The organism is Bacillus sp. JK74, assembly GCF_053663395.1.
The window spans coordinates 202,672-227,569 of record NZ_JBSJQB010000003.1; the positions used below are offsets into that span (position 1 = coordinate 202,672).

21 protein-coding genes are annotated in these 24,898 nt (G+C 49.2%); 15 read left to right on the top strand and 6 right to left on the bottom strand.

All coding sequences use genetic code 11. From position 1 onward, the window contains the following. Window positions 1-9 precede the first annotated feature (9 nt). Together arfA and cstA are read left to right on the top strand one after the other, a co-directional pair. A complete protein-coding gene (arfA, locus tag ACWJJ5_RS11185) occupies window positions 10-1,509 on the top strand; it encodes an arabinosylfuranosidase ArfA (protein ID WP_172614882.1) in 1,500 nt (499 codons plus the stop codon). Window positions 1,510-1,620: 111 nt separating this feature from the next. Beyond that, window positions 1,621-3,417, top strand: coding sequence for a carbon starvation protein CstA (cstA, locus tag ACWJJ5_RS11190; RefSeq protein WP_102421657.1), 1,797 nt, complete (start codon window positions 1,621-1,623; stop codon window positions 3,415-3,417). A gap of 67 nt (window positions 3,418-3,484) precedes the next feature. On the opposite strand, the gene ACWJJ5_RS11195 is transcribed toward cstA, so the two are convergent. From ACWJJ5_RS11195 to sspI, 4 genes are all read right to left on the bottom strand, one after another. Beyond that, on the bottom strand, window positions 3,485-4,813 hold the full coding sequence (locus ACWJJ5_RS11195) for a (Fe-S)-binding protein (protein ID WP_025649708.1): 1,329 nt from the start codon (window positions 4,811-4,813) through the stop codon (window positions 3,485-3,487). Then, window positions 4,810-6,222, bottom strand: a complete 1,413-nt coding sequence (glcD, locus tag ACWJJ5_RS11200; RefSeq protein WP_094247674.1) for a glycolate oxidase subunit GlcD — start codon at window positions 6,220-6,222, stop codon at window positions 4,810-4,812. Before glcD ends, ACWJJ5_RS11195 begins: the two co-directional genes overlap by 4 nt. 99 nt (window positions 6,223-6,321) lie before the next feature. After that, entirely contained in the window at window positions 6,322-7,407 is a 1,086-nt protein-coding gene (locus ACWJJ5_RS11205; protein ID WP_102421654.1) for a CdaR family transcriptional regulator, read from the bottom strand. A 60-nt stretch (window positions 7,408-7,467) separates the two neighbouring features. Beyond that, window positions 7,468-7,683 carry a small acid-soluble spore protein SspI gene (gene sspI, locus ACWJJ5_RS11210; protein ID WP_003152527.1) on the bottom strand — a complete coding sequence of 72 codons (216 nt, stop codon included), beginning with the start codon at window positions 7,681-7,683 and terminating at the stop codon, window positions 7,468-7,470. 120 nt (window positions 7,684-7,803) lie between these two features. On the opposite strand from sspI, the gene ACWJJ5_RS11215 reads away from it, so the two are divergent. The 3 genes from ACWJJ5_RS11215 to pheT all read left to right on the top strand — a co-directional run bounded on the left by ACWJJ5_RS11215 (window position 7,804) and on the right by pheT (window position 12,374). Next, window positions 7,804-8,550 carry a TrmH family RNA methyltransferase gene (locus ACWJJ5_RS11215; RefSeq protein ID WP_007408111.1) on the top strand — a complete coding sequence of 249 codons (747 nt, stop codon included), beginning with the start codon at window positions 7,804-7,806 and terminating at the stop codon, window positions 8,548-8,550. Window positions 8,551-8,911: 361 nt separating this feature from the next. Next, entirely contained in the window at window positions 8,912-9,946 is a 1,035-nt protein-coding gene (pheS, locus tag ACWJJ5_RS11220) for a phenylalanine--tRNA ligase subunit alpha (RefSeq protein ID WP_059367994.1), read from the top strand. Between the two features lie 13 nt (window positions 9,947-9,959). After that, complete coding sequence (pheT, locus tag ACWJJ5_RS11225; RefSeq protein WP_146277289.1) at window positions 9,960-12,374, top strand: phenylalanine--tRNA ligase subunit beta; 2,415 nt, start codon at window positions 9,960-9,962, stop codon at window positions 12,372-12,374. Window positions 12,375-12,411: 37 nt separating this feature from the next. On the opposite strand, the gene rnhC is transcribed toward pheT, so the two are convergent. After that, window positions 12,412-13,353, bottom strand: coding sequence for a ribonuclease HIII (gene rnhC / locus ACWJJ5_RS11230; RefSeq protein WP_012118136.1), 942 nt, complete (start codon window positions 13,351-13,353; stop codon window positions 12,412-12,414). Window positions 13,354-13,486: 133 nt separating this feature from the next. Here rnhC and zapA point away from each other — a divergent pair, with 133 nt between their 5' ends. The 5 genes from zapA (at window position 13,487) to ACWJJ5_RS11255 (ending at window position 18,902) form a co-directional block, all read left to right on the top strand. Next, on the top strand, window positions 13,487-13,744 hold the full coding sequence (gene zapA / locus ACWJJ5_RS11235) for a cell division protein ZapA (protein ID WP_003152533.1): 258 nt from the start codon (window positions 13,487-13,489) through the stop codon (window positions 13,742-13,744). A gap of 7 nt (window positions 13,745-13,751) precedes the next feature. Continuing rightward, window positions 13,752-14,285 (top strand): CvpA family protein, encoded by a 534-nt coding sequence (locus tag ACWJJ5_RS11240; protein ID WP_003152534.1) that lies wholly within the window; start codon window positions 13,752-13,754, stop codon window positions 14,283-14,285. Window positions 14,286-14,390: 105 nt separating this feature from the next. Continuing rightward, window positions 14,391-16,103 (top strand): DNA polymerase/3'-5' exonuclease PolX, encoded by a 1,713-nt coding sequence (polX, locus tag ACWJJ5_RS11245; RefSeq protein WP_102421682.1) that lies wholly within the window; start codon window positions 14,391-14,393, stop codon window positions 16,101-16,103. Between the two features lie 20 nt (window positions 16,104-16,123). After that, window positions 16,124-18,481 (top strand): endonuclease MutS2, encoded by a 2,358-nt coding sequence (locus ACWJJ5_RS11250; protein WP_454022407.1) that lies wholly within the window; start codon window positions 16,124-16,126, stop codon window positions 18,479-18,481. Between the two features lie 16 nt (window positions 18,482-18,497). Next, entirely contained in the window at window positions 18,498-18,902 is a 405-nt protein-coding gene (locus ACWJJ5_RS11255) for a DUF350 domain-containing protein (protein ID WP_229154299.1), read from the top strand. 138 nt (window positions 18,903-19,040) lie between these two features. Here the strand turns inward: ACWJJ5_RS11255 and ACWJJ5_RS11260 are convergent, their stop codons facing one another. Continuing rightward, entirely contained in the window at window positions 19,041-19,718 is a 678-nt protein-coding gene (locus ACWJJ5_RS11260; RefSeq protein WP_436335074.1) for a DUF2711 family protein, read from the bottom strand. Between the two features lie 105 nt (window positions 19,719-19,823). Between ACWJJ5_RS11260 and ACWJJ5_RS11265 the strand changes: the two genes are divergently transcribed. The 5 genes from ACWJJ5_RS11265 to ACWJJ5_RS11285 all read left to right on the top strand — a co-directional run bounded on the left by ACWJJ5_RS11265 (window position 19,824) and on the right by ACWJJ5_RS11285 (window position 24,774). Beyond that, window positions 19,824-21,512, top strand: coding sequence for an AMP-binding protein (locus ACWJJ5_RS11265; protein WP_153986677.1), 1,689 nt, complete (start codon window positions 19,824-19,826; stop codon window positions 21,510-21,512). 88 nt (window positions 21,513-21,600) lie between these two features. Continuing rightward, window positions 21,601-22,185 carry a TetR/AcrR family transcriptional regulator gene (locus ACWJJ5_RS11270; RefSeq protein ID WP_007408119.1) on the top strand — a complete coding sequence of 195 codons (585 nt, stop codon included), beginning with the start codon at window positions 21,601-21,603 and terminating at the stop codon, window positions 22,183-22,185. Between the two features lie 13 nt (window positions 22,186-22,198). Continuing rightward, window positions 22,199-22,978, top strand: coding sequence for an enoyl-CoA hydratase (locus ACWJJ5_RS11275; RefSeq protein ID WP_102421648.1), 780 nt, complete (start codon window positions 22,199-22,201; stop codon window positions 22,976-22,978). A gap of 13 nt (window positions 22,979-22,991) precedes the next feature. Continuing rightward, window positions 22,992-23,765: an electron transfer flavoprotein subunit beta/FixA family protein gene (locus ACWJJ5_RS11280; RefSeq protein WP_017418310.1), complete on the top strand. Its 774-nt coding sequence runs from the start codon at window positions 22,992-22,994 to the stop codon at window positions 23,763-23,765. A 31-nt stretch (window positions 23,766-23,796) separates the two neighbouring features. Beyond that, the gene (locus tag ACWJJ5_RS11285; RefSeq protein ID WP_017418309.1) at window positions 23,797-24,774 is read left to right on the top strand and encodes an electron transfer flavoprotein subunit alpha/FixB family protein; all 978 of its coding nucleotides are present in this window, start codon (window positions 23,797-23,799) and stop codon (window positions 24,772-24,774) included. Window positions 24,775-24,898 lie beyond the last annotated feature (124 nt).

Genomic DNA, 24,898 nt, shown 5'->3' on the forward strand with positions numbered 1-24,898 from the left:
GGAAATGTAATGAAAAAAGCGGGAATTACAGCAGATAAAGAATATATCATCGGTGAAGTGGACAAACGGATGTACGGATCATTTATAGAACATATGGGTCGGGCGGTGTATGAAGGCATTTATGAGCCCGGACACCCGAAAGCCGACAAGGACGGCTTCAGAACAGACGTGCAGGAGTTAATCAAAGAATTGCAAGTGCCGTTCATCCGCTATCCGGGAGGGAATTTTCTCTCAGGCTACAATTGGGAGGACGGCGTCGGGCCGGTGAAGGACCGCCCGCGGAGGCTTGATTTGGCATGGCAGACGACAGAAACGAACGAAGTGGGGACGAATGAATTTTTAACGTGGGCGAAAAAAGTGAACGCCGAAGTGAATATGGCGGTCAATCTCGGGACGAGAGGGATCGATGCCGCCCGGAACCTCGTCGAATACTGCAACCATCCTGAAGGGTCATACTGGAGCGACTTACGAAAATCGCACGGATATGAAAAACCTTACGGCATCAAAACATGGTGCTTAGGAAATGAGATGGACGGCCCTTGGCAGATCGGTCATAAAACGGCGCATGAATACGGACGGCTTGCCGCTGAAACAGCAAAGGTGATGAAATGGACGGACCCGACGATCGAATTGGTGGCTTGCGGAAGCTCAAACAGCGGCATGCCGTCCTTCATCGAGTGGGAGGCCGAGGTGCTTGAGCATACGTACGAGCATGTGGATTACATTTCACTGCATACGTATTACGGCAACCATGAAAATGATCTTGAGAACTATTTGGCGAAGTCTATGGATTTAGACCATTTTATTAAATCCGTCAAAGCCGTATGTGATTATATGAAAGCGAAAAAACGCAGCAAAAAAACGATTCACCTTTCTTTAGATGAATGGAATGTGTGGTATCACTCAAATGAAGCGGATAAAAAAGTGGAGCCATGGATTACGGCCCGGCCGATTCTCGAAGACATCTACAATTTTGAAGATGCGCTGTTGATCGGTTCACTGCTGATTACGATGCTGCAGCATGCGGACAGACTGAAGATCGCCTGTCTCGCCCAGCTTGTCAACGTGATTGCGCCTATCATGACTGAAAAGGGCGGAGAAGCATGGAGGCAGCCGATCTTTTACCCTTACATGCACGCCTCAGTCTACGGGAGAGGGGCTTCAATGAAGCTGCTGATCACCTCCCCGAAATACGACTCGGCGGACTTTACGGATGTGCCGTATGTTGATGCCGCGGCCGTTTACCGCGAAGAGGATGAAGCCCTGACCATTTTCGCCGTCAACAAAAGCAAGGAACTGATGGAAACGGAGATCAAACTGAGAGGGTTTGAAGATTACCGCATCATTGAGCATATCGTGCTGGAGCATCAGGATATGAAAGCGACCAATCAAAAAAACAGAAAAGAAGTCATTCCTCACTCCAACGGAACGTCTTCGGCAAACGCTGAAGGGATAACGGCACATTTTACTCCGCTGTCCTGGAATGTCATCCGTTTATCAGGAAAATAATGTTCCGAAAAGCCGGGCTGCCGCTGCCGGCTTTTTTTTACGCAAAAATCATCTCTTGTTATCTGATAATTGTGATAATATTTAGAAAAAGAGAAAAGGGGCTGGGATTAAATGAATGCGATTACAATCGTCATAGCGTCTATATGTATTTTGGCGATCGCCTATCGGCTTTACGGTACCTTTATGATGGTCAAAGTATTAAAAATCAATGATCAGACACCGACTCCGGCCCATGTGCTTGAGGATGGGAAAGATTATGTGCCGACGAATAAGTGGGTATCATTCGGCCACCACTTCGCGGCAATCGCCGCTGCCGGCCCGCTTGTGGGACCGATTCTGGCAGCTCAGTTCGGCTATCTGCCCGGGCTTTTATGGCTGTTAATCGGGGCGGTGATCGGGGGAGCCGTGCACGATATTGTCGTATTGTTTGCATCAATGCGGAAAAACGGGAAAACGCTTTCTGAAGTCGCCAAAGAAGAGCTCGGCCCGGTGGCGGGCTTTTGCACCGGTCTTTCGATGCTGTTTATCATTACGATCACGATGGCGGGGCTGTCCATGGTTGTGCTGCATGCGCTTGAGAAAAACCCGTGGGGAACGTTTGCGGTGGGGATTACGATTCCGATCGCGATGGGGGTCGGCCTCTACTATAAAAAAACGGGCAATCTCAAACTCGCATCAACAGTCGGGTTTCTTTTGTTAATGGCCGGTGTTGTAATCGGGCCGCGGCTGCAGACAACGGCTCTCGGGGACATGCTGACACTGGATGCGAAAACGCTTGCAGTGGCGCTTCCCGTCTATGCGTTTTTCGCCGCGGCGCTTCCGGTTTGGCTTTTGCTGGCTCCGCGTGACTATTTAAGCAGTTTTATGAAAATCGGGGTTTTTGCCGCTTTGATCGCAGGCGTCTTTTTCGTCAATCCCGCCATTAAATTCCCGGCCGTAACGGAGTTTATTCAAGGCGGAGGGCCGGTGATCGCGGGTCCTGTCTGGCCGTTTATTTCAATAACGATTGCCTGCGGCGCCATTTCGGGCTTTCATGCATTTGTCGGTTCCGGCACAACGCCGAAAATGCTGGATAAATGGAGTGATATAAAACCGGTTGCTTTCGGAGCGATGCTTGTGGAATGTCTCGTCGGAATTATGGCGCTCATTGCAGCTGCCGCTCTTGAGCCCGCCGACTATTTTGCTATTAACAGCACGCCTGAAATATTCCGCGCCCTCGGGATGAATGTCGTCCATCTGCCTGAATTGAGCAAAGAAATCGGGCTCAGTCTGGAGGGAAGAACGGGCGGCGCTGTTACGCTTGCCGTCGGAATGACGTATATCTTTACGGAGATTCCGTTTTTCAGTCATTTGGCTTCATACTTTTTTCAATTCGTCATTATGTTTGAAGCGGTGTTTATTTTAACGGCGATTGATGCGGGAACCCGTGTCGCCCGGTACTTGATTCAAGAGTTTTTCGGAGAGGTCTATAAGCCGCTGAAAAAAACAGACTGGCTGCCGGGCTCGATTTTCTCAAGCGCGCTCGCCTGCCTGCTGTGGGGCTATCTTCTGTATTCGGGCGACATCAGTTCCATTTGGGCGCTGTTCGGCGTATCCAATCAGCTTATGGCGTCTGTCGGCTTAATTATCGGTGCGACCGTCGTATTGAAAATAGCGGATAAGCGGCGCTATATGCTGACATGCCTGATTCCTCTCGCTTATTTGTACGTGACCGTCAACTATGCGGGTTATTGGATGGTGCGGTATGTGTATTTGAACCCCGAAGCGGCGGGATACAACGTGCTGAATGGCGTTTTATCCATTATCATGCTCATTCTCTGCCTTGTAATTATCATTGCGGCTGTGAAAAAATGGGCGAATGTATGGCGTGATCCGAGTGCCAGACTGGAAGCTTCAATACCAGGATAATCCGCGGCCGATCCGAACATTGCAGCATCATAAAAGCAGAGAGCCGATCGGTCTCTCTGCTATCAGCTTATGACAAATCCGCCGCTTCCAAAAGGTAATCCGCCAAATGAACCGCGCGGACACGGTCTGTTAATCCTTCGCGTAAAATGCCGAGCTGCATTTGCAAAAGGCATCCGGGATTGGCTGTCACGATGACGGCCGCCTCCGTTTTTCCGGCGGCTTTCATCTTGCTGTCTAATATTTTCATAGACATCTCTGACTCTGTTATATTATAAATTCCCGCCGACCCGCAGCAGCTGTCGGCCTTTTCCATTTCTCTGTACTCCGCCCCTTTAATGCTTTTCAAAAGCGTTCGCGGTTCCTCTGACGTATGCATCACATTGCGGAGATGGCAGGAGTCCTGATATGTGACGATATGAGGAGACTGCGCCCGCAGGTTTTTTTGATGGAACTTCAGATCAACCAGTACGGATGAAAAATCTTTGAGCTTCCGGACAAATTGTTCGGCACGTTCCGCCCATCCAGGTTCATCTTTCAGTAAATGAGGATATTCCTGAAGAAAGGCGCCGCATCCGCCGGCGTTTGTAATGATATAATCAGCGTCAAGCGCCTCAAAAGCGGCGATATTCCGCTTGGCCAGTTCTTTTCCCATCTCTTTTTCTCCGCTGTGCCCGTGAAGCGCGCCGCAGCACGCCTGGCCGTCCGGAACCGCGATTTCACACCCGGCTGCCTGTAAAAGCGCCGTTGTCGCATGATTTGTCGCTAAAAACATCGTATCCATTAAGCAGCCCGAGAAAAAAGCGGCCCGTTTTTGGACGGGACCCGCGGCAGGAAGAAAACGCGGCCTTTCCTTCATGTCTTTCCGTTTCGGGGCGGGCGGGAGCACTTGTTCCATCGTGCGCAGATGTTCAGGTAAAACGCGCAGCATACCGGTTTTTCTGACGGCTGTCTGCAGTCCCGATCTTTGGTATATTCCGAGAAGATTCACGGCTGCCTGCATGCGGTTTTGATGAGGGAAAAGCCCGGTGAAGGCGGCTTTCCGCAAGAGGCGCACGCCCGGCTTATGTTTTTTATTTTGATGAATGATATCCCTCGCTTCTTCAAGCAGCTGTCCGTAATTGACCCCTGCCGGACAAACGGGCTCGCATGCCCGGCATCCGAGACACAGCGAAAGTGAGCGTTCGACATCTTCATCCGGCTCGATCAGTCCGTCTGTGACGGCTTTCATCAGGGCGATCCGGCCGCGCGGCGAATGGGATTCTTGAAATCCCGATTCGATATAGGTCGGACAGGAAGGAAGGCAAAAGCCGCAGCGCATACAGTTCAGCAATTCACCTTCATCCATGCGGGTTTTGAATTCTGTTTGAATGTGTTGCTGCTCTTTAGCAGTTGTCATTTCATCACCACCACGCGTTTCCTTGATGAATTGGCGAATATTTTTCCCGGATTCAGCAGATTTTGGGGATCAAGCGCTTGTTTGATCGCTTTCATAGCGGTGATGCCTTCTGTTTTCAGCTTCATTTCTAAATACGGCGCTTTTACGATACCGACCCCGTGTTCACCCGTTATCGTCCCGCCCAGCTCAATCGCTTTTTCAAAAATGGCGGCAAAAGCTTTTTCGACACGTTCCATCTCCTCTGTATTTCGGATATCGGTGGTGCACGTCGGATGGAGGTTGCCGTCTCCGGCATGGCCGAATGTGCAGATGGACAGGCCGTATGTTTCTGCAATCTCGTTAATGGCTTTGACCATGCCGGCAATTTGTGATCTCGGCACGGTCGCGTCTTCCAGAATCGTCGTCGGTTTCAGCCGGGCAAGGGCTGATAATGCGGACCGTCTGGCCTCTGTAAGCGCGAATGCCTCTTCCTCGGTTTCGGCCGTTTGGACGGATACGGCTGCTCCGTTTTTACAGATGGCTTCGATTTTTTCCATATCCCGTCTGACCGTTTCGATGTCACCGTCCTGTTCGATCAGCAGCACCGCTTTTGCGTCGGTCGGAAGCCCGATCTTGGCGTAATCTTCAATGACCTGCAATGTCGGCTGATCCAGAAATTCGAGTGTCGCCGGAATGATTTTTTCAGCGATGATGGCAGAAACAGATTCCGCAGCCGCTTCAATATGTTCATAGAGTGCAAGCAGCGTTTTTTTCGTTTCCGGCTTCGGAACCAGCTTTAAAGTCGCTTCCGTCACAACGCCGAGCGTCCCTTCTGATCCGACGAAAAGCCGGGTCAGATCATAACCGGCGACATCCTTTGTCAGCTTCCCTCCTGTGCGGATGATATCGCCTGAAGCCAAGACGGCTTCAAGGCCGAGGACATAATCCCGGGTGACGCCGTACTTCAAACCGCGCAGTCCGCCGGAATTTTCATTAATATTCCCGCCGATCGTCGATATTTTCATGCTGCTCGGATCAGGCGGATAAAATAAACCTTTTTGCTCAACCGCACGGATCATATCTTGCGTAATCACGCCCGGCTGGACGGTTGCCGTCAAATTTTCTTCATCAATTTCAAGAATGCGGTTCATATGTTTGAATAAAAGCACAAGCCCGCCTTCAGACGGACATGTGCCGCCGCATAAGTTTGTGCCTGAACCCCTCGGCACGATCGGAATGTCATGCCTGCTGCAAATCGTTAATATACGGGACACGTCATCCGCGCTGCGGGGGGCGATTACCGCATCCGGCATGGCTTGCAGCTGAGGAGCCGCATCATAAGAATACACTAGACGCCCCGCCGCCGAATCATCATAATTCTCCTTCCCGACCGTCCGGATGAACGCTTCTTTTGCCTCTCGTGAAATCATGTTCTCCCAACCTCCCTGATAAGAAAAGCGTTTTCATTTAATTGTAAAGAAAAACGATTCCGCACACTATGGAGAAACATATGAAAAATGATGATATGATTACGTACTTTTTGTATGTTGATCTAAAAAGCGGAGCGCCAAATAAAAAGCCGTTATGTCTTCGGGATGGTCAAGCTTCATATTTGTCAGTGATTCCAGTTTGGAAAGACGGTAGCGCAATGTATTGATATGAATATGCATGTCGTCGGCGGTGCGCTTTAACGATAATTGCCGGTCGAAAAAGGCACGCAGCGTATCCAGAAGTTCTTCCCGGCCGAGTACATGCTTGAGAACCCGCCGTGAAAATTCCGACCGCGTGCCGGGTGCGATATCGGCAATACACATATCCAGTTTTAAATCTTCTTCAAAGACGGCCTGCTTGTCACCGATTCCGGCTGAAAGTGCTTTATCCGCCTGTTCGTATGATTCCGCGAGGCGCTCTCCCGGAACGATCCGTCCGATGCCGGCGGTGACAGGCTGCCCAAAAACGGCGCCGATCTTTTTGATGAGCTGTGTTTTGGAAGCCGAATTTGCTTCATGATTAATGAGAATGCGTTCATTTCCCCAGCGGACAAACAGGTCTTCAGGGCATTCGTTCTGCCAGAGCCGCCCGAGCTCCTCCGCTTTATATTGCTCATAACGTCCTTGAATGAGTATGATCCGGCGGTATGCGTGAAGGTCTGCGCCGATGAGCTTTGCTTTTTCTAAAAAGCCCGGAGACCATTCTTTCAGCTGCAGCCAATCAACCATAAAGGATTCAAGCATTCTCGCACGCCACTGCGCTTCTTCCATATGGCGCGTTTCTTTAATAAACAGCTCCGTCATTTTCCTGAGCAATTCTCCGAAAGGCAGGATATCGTCAGGGTCTCCTGTCAGACCGAACACTCCGATCACCTCATGGCCTGAAAAAACGGGGAGGTTCAGTCCTGCTTTTACGCCCTGGAGCCGTTTTTCATCTTCTTTCGTAATGATGACATTCCGTTTTTCGCGGGCGCAGATCAGTGCGCCTTCATGAAACCATCCGGCGCGCGCCTCGTTGGTGCCCGCGATGATCATCCCTTTTGTATCGGCAATAATCACTTCGCGGCTGTACATATGTTTGACTTCGGCAATCAATTTTTTTGCCAGTTCCGGCTGTAACTGCATGGCGATCCCCCTCGCCATTATTATACAAAAAAACCGGGTGTGCCATCACCCGGTTCATGCTTATTGCGCAGGTTTTAATCCGCCTTCAAGTGTTTTGAGCATTTCATTTTTTTCTGAGTCTGACGCATGCTGCCAAAGAACTTCGAATAAGACGCCGAGGCCCGGAAGCATTTTTTCTTCACCGCTTTGGATGGCGTCAACGATAGTATGCTCCAGCTGATCCTGGTTATTGCCGGTTACATTGGCAATAACGGCGTTGCGTAAATTAAGATCCATTACAACCGCTCCTTTTTCCTGAATGTGATACGCATATTCTTACCGCGCACGCGGTTTATTATGTGCTGTTCTTGAGATATAATAACAACATGCATGAAAAAAGGAGAGCACAGACATAAAGTGAAACGAATCGACTCTGCAAAAAACCAAAAAGTGAAGGACTGGAAAAAACTTCACACAAAAAAAGAGAGACTTAAAACGAATACATTTCTGATAGAAGGAGAGCATCTGGCAGAAGAAGCGCTCAAATCAAAGGGAACGGTAAAAGAAATTCTCGTAAACGATGAGAGCGCCATCCCGGCCGATCTGGACATGAGCATTCCGTGCTACGTGCTGAGCGAAGACGCGTTTTCAGCCGTGACGGAAACGGAAACGCCGCAGCGGATCGCCGCGGTCTGCCATATGCCGGATAAGCAGCCTGATCAGCTGAAACGGCTGCTTCTGATTGATGCCGTACAGGACCCGGGGAATTTAGGAACAATGATCAGAACGGCAGATGCGGCGGGAATCGACGCCGTTGTCCTTGGTGAGGGAACGGCAGACCCGTACAACGGAAAAACGCTGCGTTCAGCACAGGGATCTCATTTTCATATTCCCATTTTGAAACGTCCGCTTGATGAGTTTACCGCTGAGCTGAAATCACAAGGCGTCGCGATCTACGGCACGGCGCTTGAAAACGGTGCCGCTTATCAAAGCGTGAAGCCTGAAGAATCGTTCGCGTTAATCGTCGGGAACGAGGGGGCGGGAGTGGACGCCGGCCTTCTGCAAAAAACCGATCTCAACCTGTACGTTCCGCTGTACGGACAGGCGGAATCGCTGAATGTGGCGGTAGCGGCCGCCATCCTCGTTTATCATCTCAGAGGATAGGTTGCGAAAAACCTTGGATTTCACTATAATAGATAGCAATAATGTAAAAACCGTGACAGAGGACGTCAATTTTTGCACACGCTGCCTTCCAGGGAGAAAATGCCGCTGACTGAGAGCATTTTTATCGCAGCACAGAAATTGATTTTCACCTCTCGAGTTGTCACCGGGACCGCGCCAAACGCGCGTAAAGGTGAACCGGAACGATCGTTTCCGTTATGTCAATGAAGCTGTCGGCAGATGAAGTCTGCCTTAAAAAGGGTGGTACCGCGGCCACAACTCGTCCCTTCTCTCAAGGGGCGGGTTTTTTTGTTTTCTGAAAAAGGCATAGAACGGTTTGGTTTACATAAAAGGAGGATGCATGATGGAAGAGAAGCTTAAACAGCTTGAACTGGAAGTTGCAGAAAAAGTAGAAGCGGCGGGTTCATTAAAAGAAGTTAACGACATTCGGGTGCAATATCTCGGAAAAAAAGGGCCGATTACAGAAGTTCTCCGCGGCATGGGCAAACTGTCCGCCGAAGAGCGCCCGAAAATGGGAGCGCTCGCCAATGAAGTGAGAGAGCGCATTGCAGCAGCCATTACGGCGAAAAATGAACAGCTTGAACAAGAAGAGATGAATAAAAAACTCAGCAGCCAGACGATTGACGTCACATTGCCGGGCAGTCAGGTAAACATCGGCGGGCGCCATCCGCTGACGGTCGTTATTGAAGAAATTGAAGATTTATTTATCGGCATGGGATATACCGTCGAAGAAGGCCCTGAAGTGGAAACGGATTATTACAACTTTGAGGCGCTGAACCTGCCGAAGGAACATCCGGCCCGCGACATGCAGGACAGCTTTTACATTACAGAAGAAATGCTGATGAGAACGCAGACGTCACCGGTGCAGACGCGCACGATGGAAAAGCATAAAGGAAAAGGCCCCGTCAAAATCATTTGTCCCGGTAAAGTGTATCGCCGCGACAACGATGACGCGACACATTCCCATCAGTTCATGCAGATCGAGGGTCTCGTCGTGGACCGCAAAATCAGCATGAGCGACCTGAAAGGCACGCTTGAATTGGTTGCCAAAAAAATGTTCGGCCAAGACCGTGAAATCAGGCTCCGTCCGAGCTTCTTCCCATTCACAGAGCCTTCTGTCGAGGTGGATGTAACCTGCTTTAAGTGCGGCGGCCAAGGCTGCTCCGTCTGCAAAAAAACAGGCTGGATCGAAATTCTCGGCGCCGGCATGGTTCACCCGAACGTGCTGAAGATGGCCGGATTCAATCCTGAGGAATACCAGGGTTTCGCTTTCGGAATGGGTGTTGAACGTATCGCGATGCTGAAATACGGCATTGAAGATATCCGCCATTTCTATACCAATGATGTCAGATTCATTTCGCAGTTTAAACAGGCGTAAGAGGAGGATACACATGTTTGTTTCATATAAATGGTTAGAAGATTACGTTGACTTGCAGGGAATCGACCCGGCCGTGCTTGCAGAAAAAATTACAAGAGCCGGTATTGAAGTTGAGGGTATCGAGTATAAAGGGGAAGGCGTAAAAGGCGTTGTCATCGGACACGTGCTTGAGCGTGAACAGCACCCGAATGCCGACAAACTCAACAAATGCCTTGTTGATATCGGTGCGGAGGAACCCGTGCAGATTATCTGCGGCGCCCCGAATGTTGATAAAGGACAGAAGGTTGCCGTTGCAACGGTCGGAGCCGTGCTTCCCGGCAATTTCAAAATTAAAAAAGCCAAGCTGCGCGGCGAAGCGTCTCACGGCATGATCTGTTCCCTTCAGGAGCTCGGCATTGAAAGCAAGCTCGTGGCGAAAGAATATGCGGAGGGCATTTTCGTTTTTCCGAATGATGCTGAAACGGGAGCTGACGCAATGGCGGCCCTTCAGCTTGATGATGCGATTTTAGAATTGGGCTTAACGCCGAACCGCGCCGACGCGATGAACATGCTTGGCGTGGCTTATGAAGTGGCGGCTATCCTCGGCGCAGAGGTAAAGCTTCCGGAGGCTTCATATGAAAAAGCGGCAGAAAAAGCGGCGGATGCTGTCTCCGTCAAGATTGAAGATACGCAGGCCAATCCGCATTATGCCGCAAAAATCATTAAAAACGTCAAAATCGGCCCGTCACCGCTTTGGATGCAGACGAAGCTGATGAATGCAGGCATCCGCCCGCATAATAACGTCGTGGACATTACAAACTTCGTCCTCCTTGAGTACGGACAGCCGCTTCACGCTTTCGATTACGACCGGTTCGGTTCAAAAGAGGTCGTCGTCAGAAAAGCGGCGGAAAACGAAACCATCGTGACGCTGGATGAACAAGAGCGCAAGCTGTCAAGCAGCCATTTGGTCATCACAAACGGAAAAAAAGCGCAAGCCGTTGCGGGAGTCATGGGCGGAGCTGAGTCTGAAGTCCGTGAAGACACCACTGCGATTTTACTGGAAGCCGCTTATTTCGACGGACAGACCGTCCGCAAAGCATCGAGAGACCTCGGACTGAGAAGCGAAGCGAGCGCCAGATATGAAAAAGGCATTGATCCGGCCCGCGTATTGCTGGCGGCTGAACGGGCCTGCAGTCTCATTCAGGCATATGCCGGCGGAGAAGTGCTCTCAGGCACGGTTGAAGAAAACCATCTGAAAATCGAAGCAAACAACATTCACGTGTCTGTTGAAAAAGTGAACGCCGTGCTTGGCATGGCAATCGCTAAAGAAGAAATCATCAGCATTTACAAGCGCCTCGGGTTTGCAGTCGGTGAAGCTGAAGACGTTCTCGTCGTAACGGTGCCGTCGCGCCGCGGAGATATTAGAATAGAAGAAGACCTGATTGAAGAAGCGGCGAGATTGTACGGATATGACAATATTCCGTCCACGCTTCCGGAAACGGCCGGCACGACAGGCGGCTTGACACCGTATCAGGCAAAACGCCGGAAAGTGAGACGTTTCCTTGAAGGAGCGGGTCTTTCACAAGCGACCACTTATTCATTAACGAATGATAAAAAAGCGGCCGCTTTTGCGATCGAAAAATCATTCAACACGATGCTTTCTCTGCCGATGAGCGAAGAAAGAAGCATTCTCAGACACAGCCTCGTGCCGAATCTTCTTGAAGCCGTTTCATACAATCTGGCCAGACAGACTGATTCCGTTGCTTTATATGAAACGGGTTCTGTATTTCTGACGAAAGAAGAAAACACAAAACCGGTTGAAAAAGAACGGGTTGCCGGAGCTGTAACCGGATTGTGGCGCAAAAATTTATGGCAGGGTGAGAAAAAGCCGGTTGATTTCTTCGTCGCCAAAGGAATCGTTGAAGGCCTGCTGCATCAATTGAATGTGTCAGACCGGGTTGAATTTGTCCAGTCTGAACGCAAAAACATGCATCCCGGCCGGACGGCAAACATTCTATTGAACGGTTCGCTTGCCGGATTTATCGGCCAGGTGCATCCGGCAATGGAAAAAGAGCTGGATATCAAAGAAACGTATGTGTTCGAGCTTGATCTGCACGCGCTTCTGACCGAGGAAACAGAACCTGTCGTGTATACGCCGATTCCGAAGTACCCGTCTGTCACGCGCGACATTGCGCTTGTGGCAGATAAAACCGTTACAAGCGGACAGCTCGAAGCCGTGATCAAAGAAGCCGGCGGCGCGCTGCTGAAAGAAGTCACCGTATTTGATGTGTACGAAGGTGAGCATATGGAAGAGGGCAAAAAATCCGTCGCCTTCTCGCTCCAATATGTTAACCCTGAACAAACATTGACAGAAGAAGAAGTGACAAAAGTACATGAAAACGTGCTGAAAGCGCTGGAAGAAACGTATCAAGCGGTATTAAGAGGATAAAGAAAAAGCTTGCAGATCATTCTGCAAGCTTTTTTTATTATGACCGTTTCCGTTCTACAAGGCGTTTCGCTTTTTGCGTATTGGCAAAATGAAGTTTGGTGAACGTTCTGAGCGCACCTTCTCCCTTATTGATGATCAGCTTGGCGGCAGCTTCATCGACGTGCGGCCCCGCGCCCTTTGGAATCGTCATCCCAGCCTCACGGGAAAGCTTATCCATTTCAATTAAGAAAGAATATCGCGCAATGATAGAGGCTGCGGCGACGGAAAGATGTATGCTTTCCGCTTTCGTGCTGAAAAACGTTTTTTCTTTTACGATATCCCGTCCGGAAAGATGCTTAAAATAAATGCCGGGCTCTGCGAATTGGTCAATCAGAATCGCTTCCGGTTTAACGCCGTTCATTTTTCTCAGCAGATTGGAAATCGCCTGATTATGAAGGAGCGCCTTCATTTTTCCTTGGCTCATGCCTTTTTCCTGCATCTGATTGTATTTTTCGTTTTTTAACACAAGCAGGCTGTAAGGAATGGTTTTAATTAACAGTTTGGCGATTTCAATAATCTGCGGATCTTTTAAATCCTTCGAATCCTTCACACCGAGTTCTTTCATTAAAGAAAGCTTTGTTTTGTCGGCGTAAGCGCAGGCAACCGTTATCGGCCCGAAGTAATCGCCTGTTCCGACTTCATCAGAGCCGATCACTGACATGGAGGCAATGCCCGCCGGGGGAGCGTAAAGCGGGTCGGCCGCTTTTTTGACGGTTTTCTTTGCCTTCGGCGCCTCAGCCGTTCCCCAGCGGGCCGCTTCTGTGCCGGCGTTTTTTCCTTGAAAGAGAACCTTGCCCGAGCGGTAGGCTGTAATGGTACAGCCCGGGGGCTTGGCCTGGAAGACGGCGCCCTGCGGAACGGCGGGAGTAAGGGAGCCGGCATAGGATTGTTTCATTTGTTCCATAGCGGAAGCGGATACTTTTATAACAGAATGGGACACGATATAATCTCCTTTTTTGGCACTTTTCACTGTATATACCAGTGTATCATAACAGCCCGAGGCTCGTCTTTCCATTCAAACGATAATCGTGGTATGATAGGAACTAGGATTCTCGCGGAATGGAGGAGAAACGTTGTCTGACGGCAAAAAAACCAAAACGACAGTAAACATTTACGGCCAGCACTTCACCATTATCGGGGAAGAAAGCAAAGCGCACATGCGCCATGTGGCCGGAATGGTTGATGATAAAATGAGAGAAATCAACGAGAAAAATCCATATCTTGATATAAATAAGCTCGCTGTATTGACTGCGGTCAATGTCGTGCATGATTATATGAAACTGCAAGAAAAATATGAAATACTGGAGCGGCAGCTTAAAGAAAAGGAATGAACACCATATGATAGATATCATCATCTTAGTTCTGCTCTTAATGGGCACATTGCTTGGATTAAAAAGAGGATTTATCCTCCAATTTATATACTTGACGAGTTTCATCCTCTCGATTGCGTTTGCGGCGCTTTTTTACAAAAACCTGGCCCCGCATCTGAGCTTTATACCCGCCCCTGATTTTTCCGGCGGGCAGGCGGCTCTGTCTTTTATTAAAGGAAACGTGGAGACGGCTTATTACAACGCGATCGCGTTTGTCATTTTGTTTATCATCGCAAAGATCCTGCTCCGGATTATCGGAGCGGCGCTTAATATCATCGCCGGCATTCCGGTCATTAAACAGATCAACAAACTGCTGGGCGGGGTGCTTGGATTTCTGGAAGTCTATTTATTTGCGTTTATCCTGTTATACGTCGCATCCGTACTGCCGGTAAGCGCGCTTCAGGATATGCTCGCACAATCGACGCTTGCAAATATCATCACACATCATACGCCGTATCTGTCGGGGCTCCTGCAAGAACTGTGGGCCCAGTACGGGGCATAAAAAACTTCTCTTGACCGGAGAAGTTTTTTTCAAGCTCTGCGTCAGTTGTGCCGGAGGAGAAAAATTTGTATGATGAAAAGCAGGAAACGACTGGGGGTTAACAGTATGCATAAAAAAGATATCATCAGGCTGCTTGAAACGATTGCGGTCTATATGGAACTGAAAGGGGACAACCCGTTTAAAATATCAGCCTTCCGAAAAGCGGCAGCGGCGCTTGAGCAGGATGACCGCAGCCTGTCGGAAATCGACGACATGATGTCTTTATCCGGAATCGGAAAAGGCACCTACGGCGTCATTCGTGAATATATGCAGGAAGGTGTGTCCGGCACGCTTCTCCAATTGCAGAAAGAAGTCCCGGAAGGCTTGGTTCCTCTTTTGAAGCTTCCGGGCCTCGGCGGCAAAAAAATCGCCAAGCTGTACCAGGAACTGGGTGTTCATGACGCGGAATCGCTGAAAGAAGCATGCGAGCAGCAAAAAGTACAGGGGCTCGCCGGTTTCGGCAAAAAAACGGAGGAGAAAATCCTTCAGGCTCTCGGAGAAGCCGGAAAACAGCCGGAACGGTTTCCGATCGGCTATGCGCTCAGCATTGCTTCAGTCATTGAAGAACATTTGGCCCGGCTGACGGATATTCAGAAATATTCCCGGGCCGGCAGTCTCAGAAGAGCGCGGGAAACCGTAAAAGATCTGGATTACATTATCGCTACAGATCATCCGGAGGCTGTCAGAGAACAGCTTCTTTCCCTCCCGAACGTAAAAGACGTGATAGCGAGCGGGGATACAAAAGTATCGGTTATCCTCACATTTGAATATGAGACGAGTGTGGATTTCCGGCTTGTGACAGAGGAACAGTTTGCCACCACACTGCATCATTTTACCGGTTCTAAAGATCACAACATTAAAATGCGCCAGCTGGCGAAAGAGCGCGGTGAACGGATCAGTGAATACGGAGTAGAAACCATAGAAACGGGAGACGTCAAAACATTCCCGAGCGAAGAAGCGTTTTACGCCCACTTCGGTCTGCCGTTTATTCCTCCTGAGCTCAGAGAAAGCGGGCAGGAGGTCGACACGTACCGGGAAGAAACGGACCTTGTGGAGCATAAAGCGATAAAAGGCGATCTCCACATGCACTCAGCCTGGAGTGACGGCGCTTTTTCCATCAGAGAAATGGCAGAAGCGTGTATGGCAAAAGGCTACCAGTACATGGCGATCACCGACCATTCCCAATATTTAAAGGTAGCCAACGGGTTAACGGCCGAACGGCTCAGAAAACAGGCGGAAGAAATTGACGCGTTAAACGCTGAATTTGAACATTTTCATATTTTTAAAGGCGTAGAAATGGACATTCTCCCCGACGGTTCGCTTGATTATGATGACAGCGTTCTGTCTGAAATGGATCTTGTCATCGCATCTATTCATTCAAGCTTCAGCCAGCCGGAGCATGTCATTATGAAACGGCTTGAACAGGCGCTGACGAATAAGCACGTGGACATTATCGCTCACCCGACGGGACGCCTGATCGGCAGACGGGCCGGCTATGAAGTCGACATCGACATGCTGATTGAACTCGCAGCCAAAACAAATACGGCGCTTGAACTGAATGCAAACCCCGCGCGCCTCGATTTACGGACTGAGCATCTGATCAAAGCAAATGAAAAAGGTGTGACTTTGGTCATTAATACCGATGCCCATAATATCGAGATGCTCGATGATATGAAAACGGGCGTGACCGCTGCGCGCAAAGGCTGGACGGAGACAAAACATGTGTTAAACGCCCGGCCGTTACATGAGGTCAAAGCATTTCTGACGCGCAATGATTAAGTAAGGAGGACCATAAAACCGTGCAGCAAAAAGTGTTATCATCACTTGAATTTCATAAAGTAAAAGAACAGATTACCGCACATGCCGCCTCATCGCTCGGCAGGGAGAAGCTTCTGCAGCTGAAACCTTTGACGGATCTCGCCGACATCCAAAAACAGCTGGATGAAGTCGAAGAAGCATCCGCGGTCATGCGCTTGAGAGGCCATGCTCCGTTCGGCGGCCTGACCGACATAAGATCCGCTTTACGGCGGGCGGAAATCGGCAGTGTGCTGACGCCGGCGGAATTCACCGAATTGTCCGGGCTGCTGTATGCCGTTAAACAAATGAAGCATTTTATCAGCCAAATGACAGAAGACGGCGTCGGCATTCCGCTGATACAGGCCCATGCAGAAGAGCTGATTACATTAGGCGATTTGGAAAGGGAGATTAACTCCTGCATTGATGACCATGGTGAAGTGCTTGATCATGCGTCTCCCGCTTTAAGGGGAATCCGCACGCAGCTCAGGACGCTTGAATCAAGAGTCAGAGACCGGCTTGAATCGATGCTGCGTTCATCTTCCGCTTCTAAAATGCTGTCTGACACCATCGTTACGATTCGGAATGACCGCTTTGTCATCCCGGTCAAACAGGAATACAGATCAAGCTACGGCGGAATTGTCCACGATACATCTTCATCCGGTGCGACACTGTTTATTGAACCGCAGGCGATCGTAGATATGAACAACTCGCTTCAGCAGGCGAAAGTAAAAGAAAAACAGGAAATCGAACGGATTCTCCGGATGCTGACGGAGCATACGGCTGAACACACACAAGAAATCGCTCAAAATGTGGAAGTGCTGCAGACACTGGATTTCATTTTCGCCAAAGCGAGATACGCAAAAGCAATGAAGGCGACAAAACCATTCATGAACGGAGACGGCTTTATCCGTCTGAAAAAAGCGCGCCATCCGCTGCTGCCCCAAGATCAAGTCGTGGCCAACGATATTGAACTGGGCGGAGATTATTCAACGATCGTCATCACGGGACCGAATACGGGCGGTAAAACCGTTACGTTAAAAACACTCGGGCTGCTGACGATAATGGCGCAGGCAGGATTGCACATACCGGCTGACGAGGGCTCGGAAGCAGCTGTATTTGACAATGTGTTTGCCGATATCGGCGATGAACAGTCGATCGAACAAAGTCTGAGTACGTTCTCATCCCACATGGTCAATATCGTCAATATTTTAAAAGACGTGTCTGAAAACAGTCTTGTGCTGTTTGACGAACTCGGTGCCGGAACAGATCCGCAGGAAGGGGCGGCGCTTGCCATGAGCATCCTTGACGAAGTTCACCGGACAAACGCCAGAGTGCTTGCGACAACCCATTATCCGGAACTGAAAGCATACGGATATAACAGACAAGGCGTCATGAATGCCAGCGTTGAATTTGACATTGAAACGCTTTCGCCTACCTACAAGCTCCTGATCGGAGTGCCGGGCCGAAGCAACGCATTTGAAATCTCAAGACGCCTTGGGCTTCCGGAGCATATCATCGGCCAGGCGAAGTCAGAAATGACCGCCGAACATAACGAAGTCGATTTGATGATTGCATCGCTTGAAAAAAGCAAAAAAAGAGCGGATGAAGAGCTTTCTGAAACCGAATCACTCAGAAAAGAAGCAGAAAAACTGCACAAAGAGCTTCAGCAGCAAATCATTGAGCTTAACGCTCAAAAAGATAAAATGATGGAAGAAGCCGAGCAAAAAGCTGCTGAAAAACTGGAAGCCGCCGCAAATGAAGCCGAACAGATTATCCGCGAGCTCAGGTCCATCAAGCAAGAACACAGATCCTTTAAGGAACACGAGCTGATTGACGCCAAAAAACGTCTCGGAGACGCGATGCCGGCTTTTGAAAAATCAAAGCAGCCGGAAAGAAAAACAGAGAAAAAACGCGAGCTGAAGCCGGGCGACGAAGTAAAGGTGCTCACATTCGGACAAAAAGGGGCGCTGCTTGAAAAAACCGGCGAGAAAGAATGGAACGTCCAAATCGGCATCCTCAAAATGAAGGTGAAGGAAAAAGATCTCGAGTTTCTCAAATCGGCTCCTGAACCGAAAAAAGAAAAAGCAATCACCGCCGTAAAAGGGAAGGATTATCACGTATCCCTTGAACTTGACCTCAGGGGAGAGCGTTACGAAAACGCCCTCAGCCGCGTCGAAAAATATTTAGATGACGCGGTGCTTGCCGGCTATCCGAGAGTGTCCATCATTCACGGAAAAGGCACGGGCGCCCTCCGAAAAGGGGTGCAGGATCTTCTGAAAAACCACCGCAGCGTGAAAAGCTCGCGGTTCGGGGAAGCGGGAGAAGGAGGATCAGGCGTAACGATTGTCGAACTAAAATAAAAAGGGAGAAAACGTCATGAATGCTTTTTGGGAAAATGAGCTTGTTGAAATCGCGGCTTATTACAGTGTGGCCGTCTTGTGTCTCGTCATTTTTCTGACCGTGTTTGAATTGGTGACATCCTATAAAAACTGGGTGGAAATCCAACAAGGCAATCTTGCGGTGGCAATGGCGACCGGAGGGAAAATTCTTGGTATCGCGAATGTCTTTCAGCACAGCATCGCCCAGCATAATTCGCTTTTGCAAATGATCGGCTGGGGCGTATACGGATTTATTATGCTTTTAATCAGCTATTTTATCTTTGAATTTCTGACGCCCCGGTTTAAAATTGATAAAGAAATTGAAAAAGATAACAGAGCTGTCGGCTTTATTTCATTTGTCATCTCAGTCGGCCTGTCATTTGTGGTGGCCGCCGGGATTTAAGGGGACGGGGAAAAATGGAGAAGCTTGCGAAAGTGCTGCTGTCGGCAGCGGGGATTTTTCTGTTCATCGGACTTATTTATCTGGTCATGACATCTTAATACTGAAAAAAGGCTGCCGAACTCAAATCGGCGGCCTTTTTTATTGAGAATACCAGTTTATGCAGGCCGTATCAGAGCAAATGACGGCTTCCCAATTCATGGCGTGGACAACAGACGGCATGTCTTGTTCTTCCATAAGAAAGAGTGTCGTAAAAGAATCATATATGCTCATAAAAGCGGCGCGCCGCTTTACATCGGCAATGATCATGTCAGCCCGCAGCAGTCCGCATACATCCGAAGCCGCCGTTTGATTGAGTGAAAATATGCCTTTCTCTTCGACAGGTTCATAATAAGTGCAGCGCTTTATGCCTTTTGAACGGAACACATCCAAAAGTCCCGGAATCAAAAATGGCGAAGTGACATCATCGCTCGGCAAGTACAGATCGGGATGATGGAGCCGATTTAACCGCTCGGCGGATTCAGGATGTGCATATTCCTCCCGCAATGCCATGACAGCAGTCATAAGCGCAAGCGCCGTTTCTTTTTCAGAACGCAGGCCGCAAATGCTCATGACGGTTTGCCAGGAAACGGGTCTGCCCATCGCGATGATCTCCTCATCACTCGGATACATATATTCATAAGGCCGTTTGCGCTTTTGCTCTTCCCGACCATCCGGCATCCGGACAAAGGGATGGAGCAAAAAGGCGGCCGACGTAAACGGCTTCGGCAGCTGGCGCAGGATAGGAACTCCCTCTTCAAAATGCAGCGTTTCCAGCAAACTCAACACCTCCCGAAACTCGAAATTTCACATGAAACGCTTTCCCATTCCAATCACCCTTCTGCTATAATAATAGCGTATAGGAAAACAGAAGGGAGAGGTATTATGCAGTCTGAAAAGCCATGGCTTTCTCAATATCCCGAAGAGATTCCGCATGAGCTTGAATTTACCGATCAAACCCTGCCATCCAATCTGACAAACTCCGCAGCTCAATTCCCGAACCATACCGCCATTTATTTTCTCGGAAAAAAACTCACATTCCAAGACGTTCTCACAGATTCATTAAAGCTAGCCGCTTTTTTACGCAAAACAGGCCTGAAAAAAGGTGACAGAGCCGCCATTATGCTGCCCAATTGTCCGCAGTCGGTCATCGCTTTTTACGGCGTATTGTTTGCCGGCGGCATTGTCGTTCAGACCAATCCTCTCTACACGGAACACGAGCTTGAGTATCAGCTGAAAGACAGTGCGCCGCGCGTGATCATCACCCTCGATATGCTGTTTCCGAAAGTGATAAAAATGAAAACGTTATCACTCGTCGAACGCATTATTACAACAAGTATAAAAGACTTTTTGCCGTTTCCGAAAAATATGCTTTATACGCTCACGCAAAAACAACAGGTGCATATTGATTATGACGGCTGCGAACAAATTCACAAATTAGCGGATATTTTAAAAAACGAAAAAGCGGAGGAAGCGGAGCCATTTGATATTGACCCTGCGCATGACATCGCCGTGCTTCAATACACGGGCGGAACAACCGGCTATCCGAAAGGCGTCATGCTCACACACCGAAACATTCAGGCCAATACAGAAATGTGCGCCGCCTGGATGTACAAAATGAAAAAGGGAGCCGAAAAGGTGCTCGGCATCGTGCCTTTTTTTCATGTGTACGGATTGACCGCCGTGCTCAATTTTTCCATTATGCAGGGGTGTGAAATGATCCTTCTTCCTAAATTCAATGCTCTTGATACCCTGAAAACAATCGACAGGCTGAAGCCGACGGTTTTCCCCGGGGCGCCGACGATTTACATCGGGCTGCTGCATCACCCGGAGCTGAATAAGTATGATCTGTCCTCCATTGAAAGCTGTCCGAGCGGTTCAGCGGCGCTTCCGGTTGAGGTCAAACAGAAATTTGAAAAAGTGACCGGAGGAAAGCTTGTGGAAGGCTACGGATTATCCGAAGCATCACCGGTTACCCATTCAAACTTCATCTGGGGAAAAAATAAACCCGGCAGCATCGGCTGTCCCTGGCCCAATACCGATGCGGGAATCTATTCAGAAGAAAAAGGCGGGCTTGCGGAGCCGTATGAACACGGCGAGCTGATCGTAAAAGGCCCTCAGGTCATGAAAGGATACTGGAATAAGCAGGAGGAGACGGCGCGTGTCATCAGAGACGGCTGGCTGTTTACCGGAGATATGGGATATATGGATGAGGAAGGATTTTTCTACATCGCCGACAGGAAAAAAGACATCATTATTGCCGGCGGATACAACATTTACCCCCGGGAGGTGGAAGAGGCGCTTTATGAGCATGAAGCCGTTCAGGAAATCGTCGTAGCGGGCGTCCCTGATTCCTACAGGGGGGAAACGGTGAAAGCATTTATCGTTTTGAAAAAAGGCGCCGAGGCAGATGCCGATGAGCTTGATGCGTTTGCAAGAGAGCGGCTTGCGCCGTACAAAGTCCCGAAGCTGTACGAATTCAGAAAAGAGCTTCCGAAAACGGCCGTCGGAAAAATATTAAGAAGGCGTTTAGTCGAAGAGGAAGATGCTTCCCATGAAAACAAGGTGCCTTAAAAGAAAAACTTGACAAAATCCGGATTCCTTTTTATCATGAAGTTATGAATGAATGGTCATTCATTTATCGAAGGAAGGAACGATGACATTGAACCAAAAACGGCCAAAGTATATGCAGATTATTGATGCAGCAGTAGAAGTCATAGCGGAAAACGGCTATCACCAATCACAGGTGTCCAAAATCGCCAAGCAGGCCGGCGTTGCGGACGGCACCATCTATTTATATTTCAAAAACAAAGAGGATATACTCATTTCTCTTTTTAAAGAAAAGATGGGCCAGTTCATTGAACGCATGGAAGAAGAAGTGAAAGAAAAAACGACGGCAAAAGAAAAACTCGCTCTCGTTATTAAGCAGCATTTCACACTGCTCGGCAATGACCGCCACCTCGCGATTGTGACCCAGCTTGAGCTCAGACAGTCGAATATCAAGCTGCGCCTGAAAATCAATGATATTTTAAAAGGTTATTTAAACATGCTGGACACCATTTTGACCGAAGGAATCAAGTCGGGGGAATGGAAAGACAATCTCGACGTCCGCCTCGCCCGGCAGATGATATTCGGGACGATAGATGAAACAGTGACAACATGGGTGATGAACGATCAGAAATATGATCTTCCGGATTTGTCAGACAAGGTATTGGAGCTGTTGGTGTCAGGGATTCATCAAAACTAAAGGGGGTTGACGGATGAACAGCCTTTCGATGGCGGTAGAACAATCTGTTGCGGTGATCACCATTAATCATCAGCCGGCAAACGCGCTGTCCGGCGCGGTTTTAGATGAGTTGTCCGGTCTGTTCGACCGCTGTGAAACAGATGACAGTGTCAGAAGCATCATCATTCGCGGAGAGGGGAAATTTTTCTCGGCGGGCGCTGATATAAAGGAATTTACGTCGCTTGAAAATCTTGAGCAATCTTCTGCCATGGCGGATAAAGGCCAGCAGCTGATGGAAAGAATTGAAGGGTTTCCGAAGCCCGTTATCGCGGCGATTCACGGCGCTGCGCTCGGCGGCGGCCTTGAGCTTGCCATGGCCTGCCATATCAGAATCGCTACATTAGATGCAAAGCTCGGCCTGCCCGAGCTGAATCTCGGCATTATTCCGGGCTTTGCCGGGACGCAGCGGCTTCCCCGGTACGTCGGTACGGCGAAAGCGCTTGAAATGATCGGCACTTCAGAACCTGTGACCGGAGAAGAAGCGCTCAGCCTCGGTCTTGTCACGATAGGCGCCGAACATGAGGAAGAGCTGCTGCAAAAAGCGAAAATGCTCGCGGGCAAGTTTGCGGAAAAAAGCCCGCAGTCGATGGCTTCTCTGCTTGAGCTCCTTTATTCAAACAAGGTCTATTCTTATGACGGCGGCTTAAAGCTTGAAGCAAAGCGCTTTGGGGAAGCATTTGCATCAGATGACGCAAAAGAAGGCATTCAGGCATTTCTCGAAAAAAGAAAGCCTCAATTCGGTGGGCGAAGATAAAGGGGATAAGAATATGAATCTATTTGTACTGATGAAACGGACGTTTGACACAGAAGAGAAAATCGTCATTGAAGCAGGAAAGATTCAGGAGGACGGGGCCGAATTTATCATTAATCCGTATGATGAATACGCCATTGAAGAAGCCATTCAGCTGAAGGAAGAGCACGGCGGAACCGTGACCGCCGTAACCGTCGGCGGAGAAGATGCGGAGAAAGAACTGAGAACCGCCCTTGCGATGGGCTGTGACCAGGCGGTGTTAATCAATATTGAAGATGATCTGAGCGATCCTGACCAATACTCCATTTCAACTATCTTATATCATTATTTCAAGGACCGGGAATATGATCTGATTCTCGGCGGAAATGTCGCGATTGACGGCGGTTCCGGCCAAGTGGCTCCAAGGCTTGCCGAACTGCTGAACATTCCTTGCGTCACAACGATTACAAAACTGACAATCAGCGGCGATGAAGCTGTGGCAGAGAAAGACAACGAAGGGGATACCGAAATCATTAAAACCTCACTTCCTTTAGTCATCACGGCACAGCAAGGCTTAAACGAGCCGCGCTATCCGTCGCTTCCGGGCATTATGAAGGCGAAGAAAAAACCGCTGGAAGAACTTGAGCTCGATGATCTCGGCATTGATGAAGATGATGCCGCACCGAAGCTCAAAACGATCGAACGTTTTCTGCCGCCGCAAAAAGAAGCGGGCAGACTGATCGAAGGAGAAGCCGCTGAGCAGGCGAAAGAGCTTGTGTCACTGCTGAGAAAAGAAGCCAAAGTCGTATAAACTGATATTAAAGAAACTGGGGGATGTCAGAATGGGAAAAAAAGTGATCGTACTCGGAGAAATTCGTGACGGCGCCTTACGGAACGTCACCTTTGAAGCCATAGCCGCAGGCAAAACCATTTCCGGCGGAGGAGATGTCATCGGCGTGCTGATGGGAAAGGGCGCGGCTGATGCAGCATCAGAACTCATTCAGTACGGCGCCGACAAAGTATTTACGGCCGATTCGCCGGGGCTTTCTCAGTATACGGCGGACGGATATGCCGCGGTTCTCGGGGATTTGATCGAAAATGAAAAGCCTGATGCGGTCATTTTCGGCCACACTTCTATGGGAAAAGATTTGTCACCTAAGCTTGCGGCCCGGTTTGAAACGGGGCTGATTTCAGACAGCACGGATGTAAGCGTTACCGGAGATAACATCGTTTTTACAAGACCGATCTATTCCGGCAAAGCCTTTGAACAGGTGATTTCAACCGATCCTTTCATTCTGGCGACAATTCGTCCGAATAATATTCAGGCATTAGAAAAAGACGCGAACCGGACGGGTGATATTGAAGAGCTTGCGGCGCCTCCGGCAGATTTGCGGACGGTCATTGAAGAAGTAGTCAAAAAAACGGCGGACGGCGTGGATTTATCAGAAGCGAAAATTATCGTAGCAGGCGGCCGCGGTGTAAAAAGCAAAGATGGATTTGAACCGTTAAAAGAACTTGCCGAGGTGCTCGGAGCAGCCGTGGGCGCTTCGCGCGGCGCGTGTGACGCGGACTACTGCGACTATTCTCTTCAAATCGGCCAGACGGGGAAAGTCGTCACGCCGGATTTGTATATCGCCTGCGGCATTTCCGGAGCGATTCAGCATTTGGCGGGCATGTCAAACAGTAAGGTCATCGTTGCCATTAACAAAGACCCGGAAGCGGAAATATTTAAAATAGCGGACTACGGAATTGTCGGCGATTTGTTCGAAGTGGTACCGCTTCTGACCCAGGAATTTAAAAATGCCAATATTCATTCATAATCAAAACCCTCTGGCTTATTTGTCAGAGGGTTTTGGTTTGCGTTAATTGATTCGTACAAATTACATATTGATAAAACAATAGATTGACATGTACGAACCAATGTAATAAGCTTTTGTAAAGCGC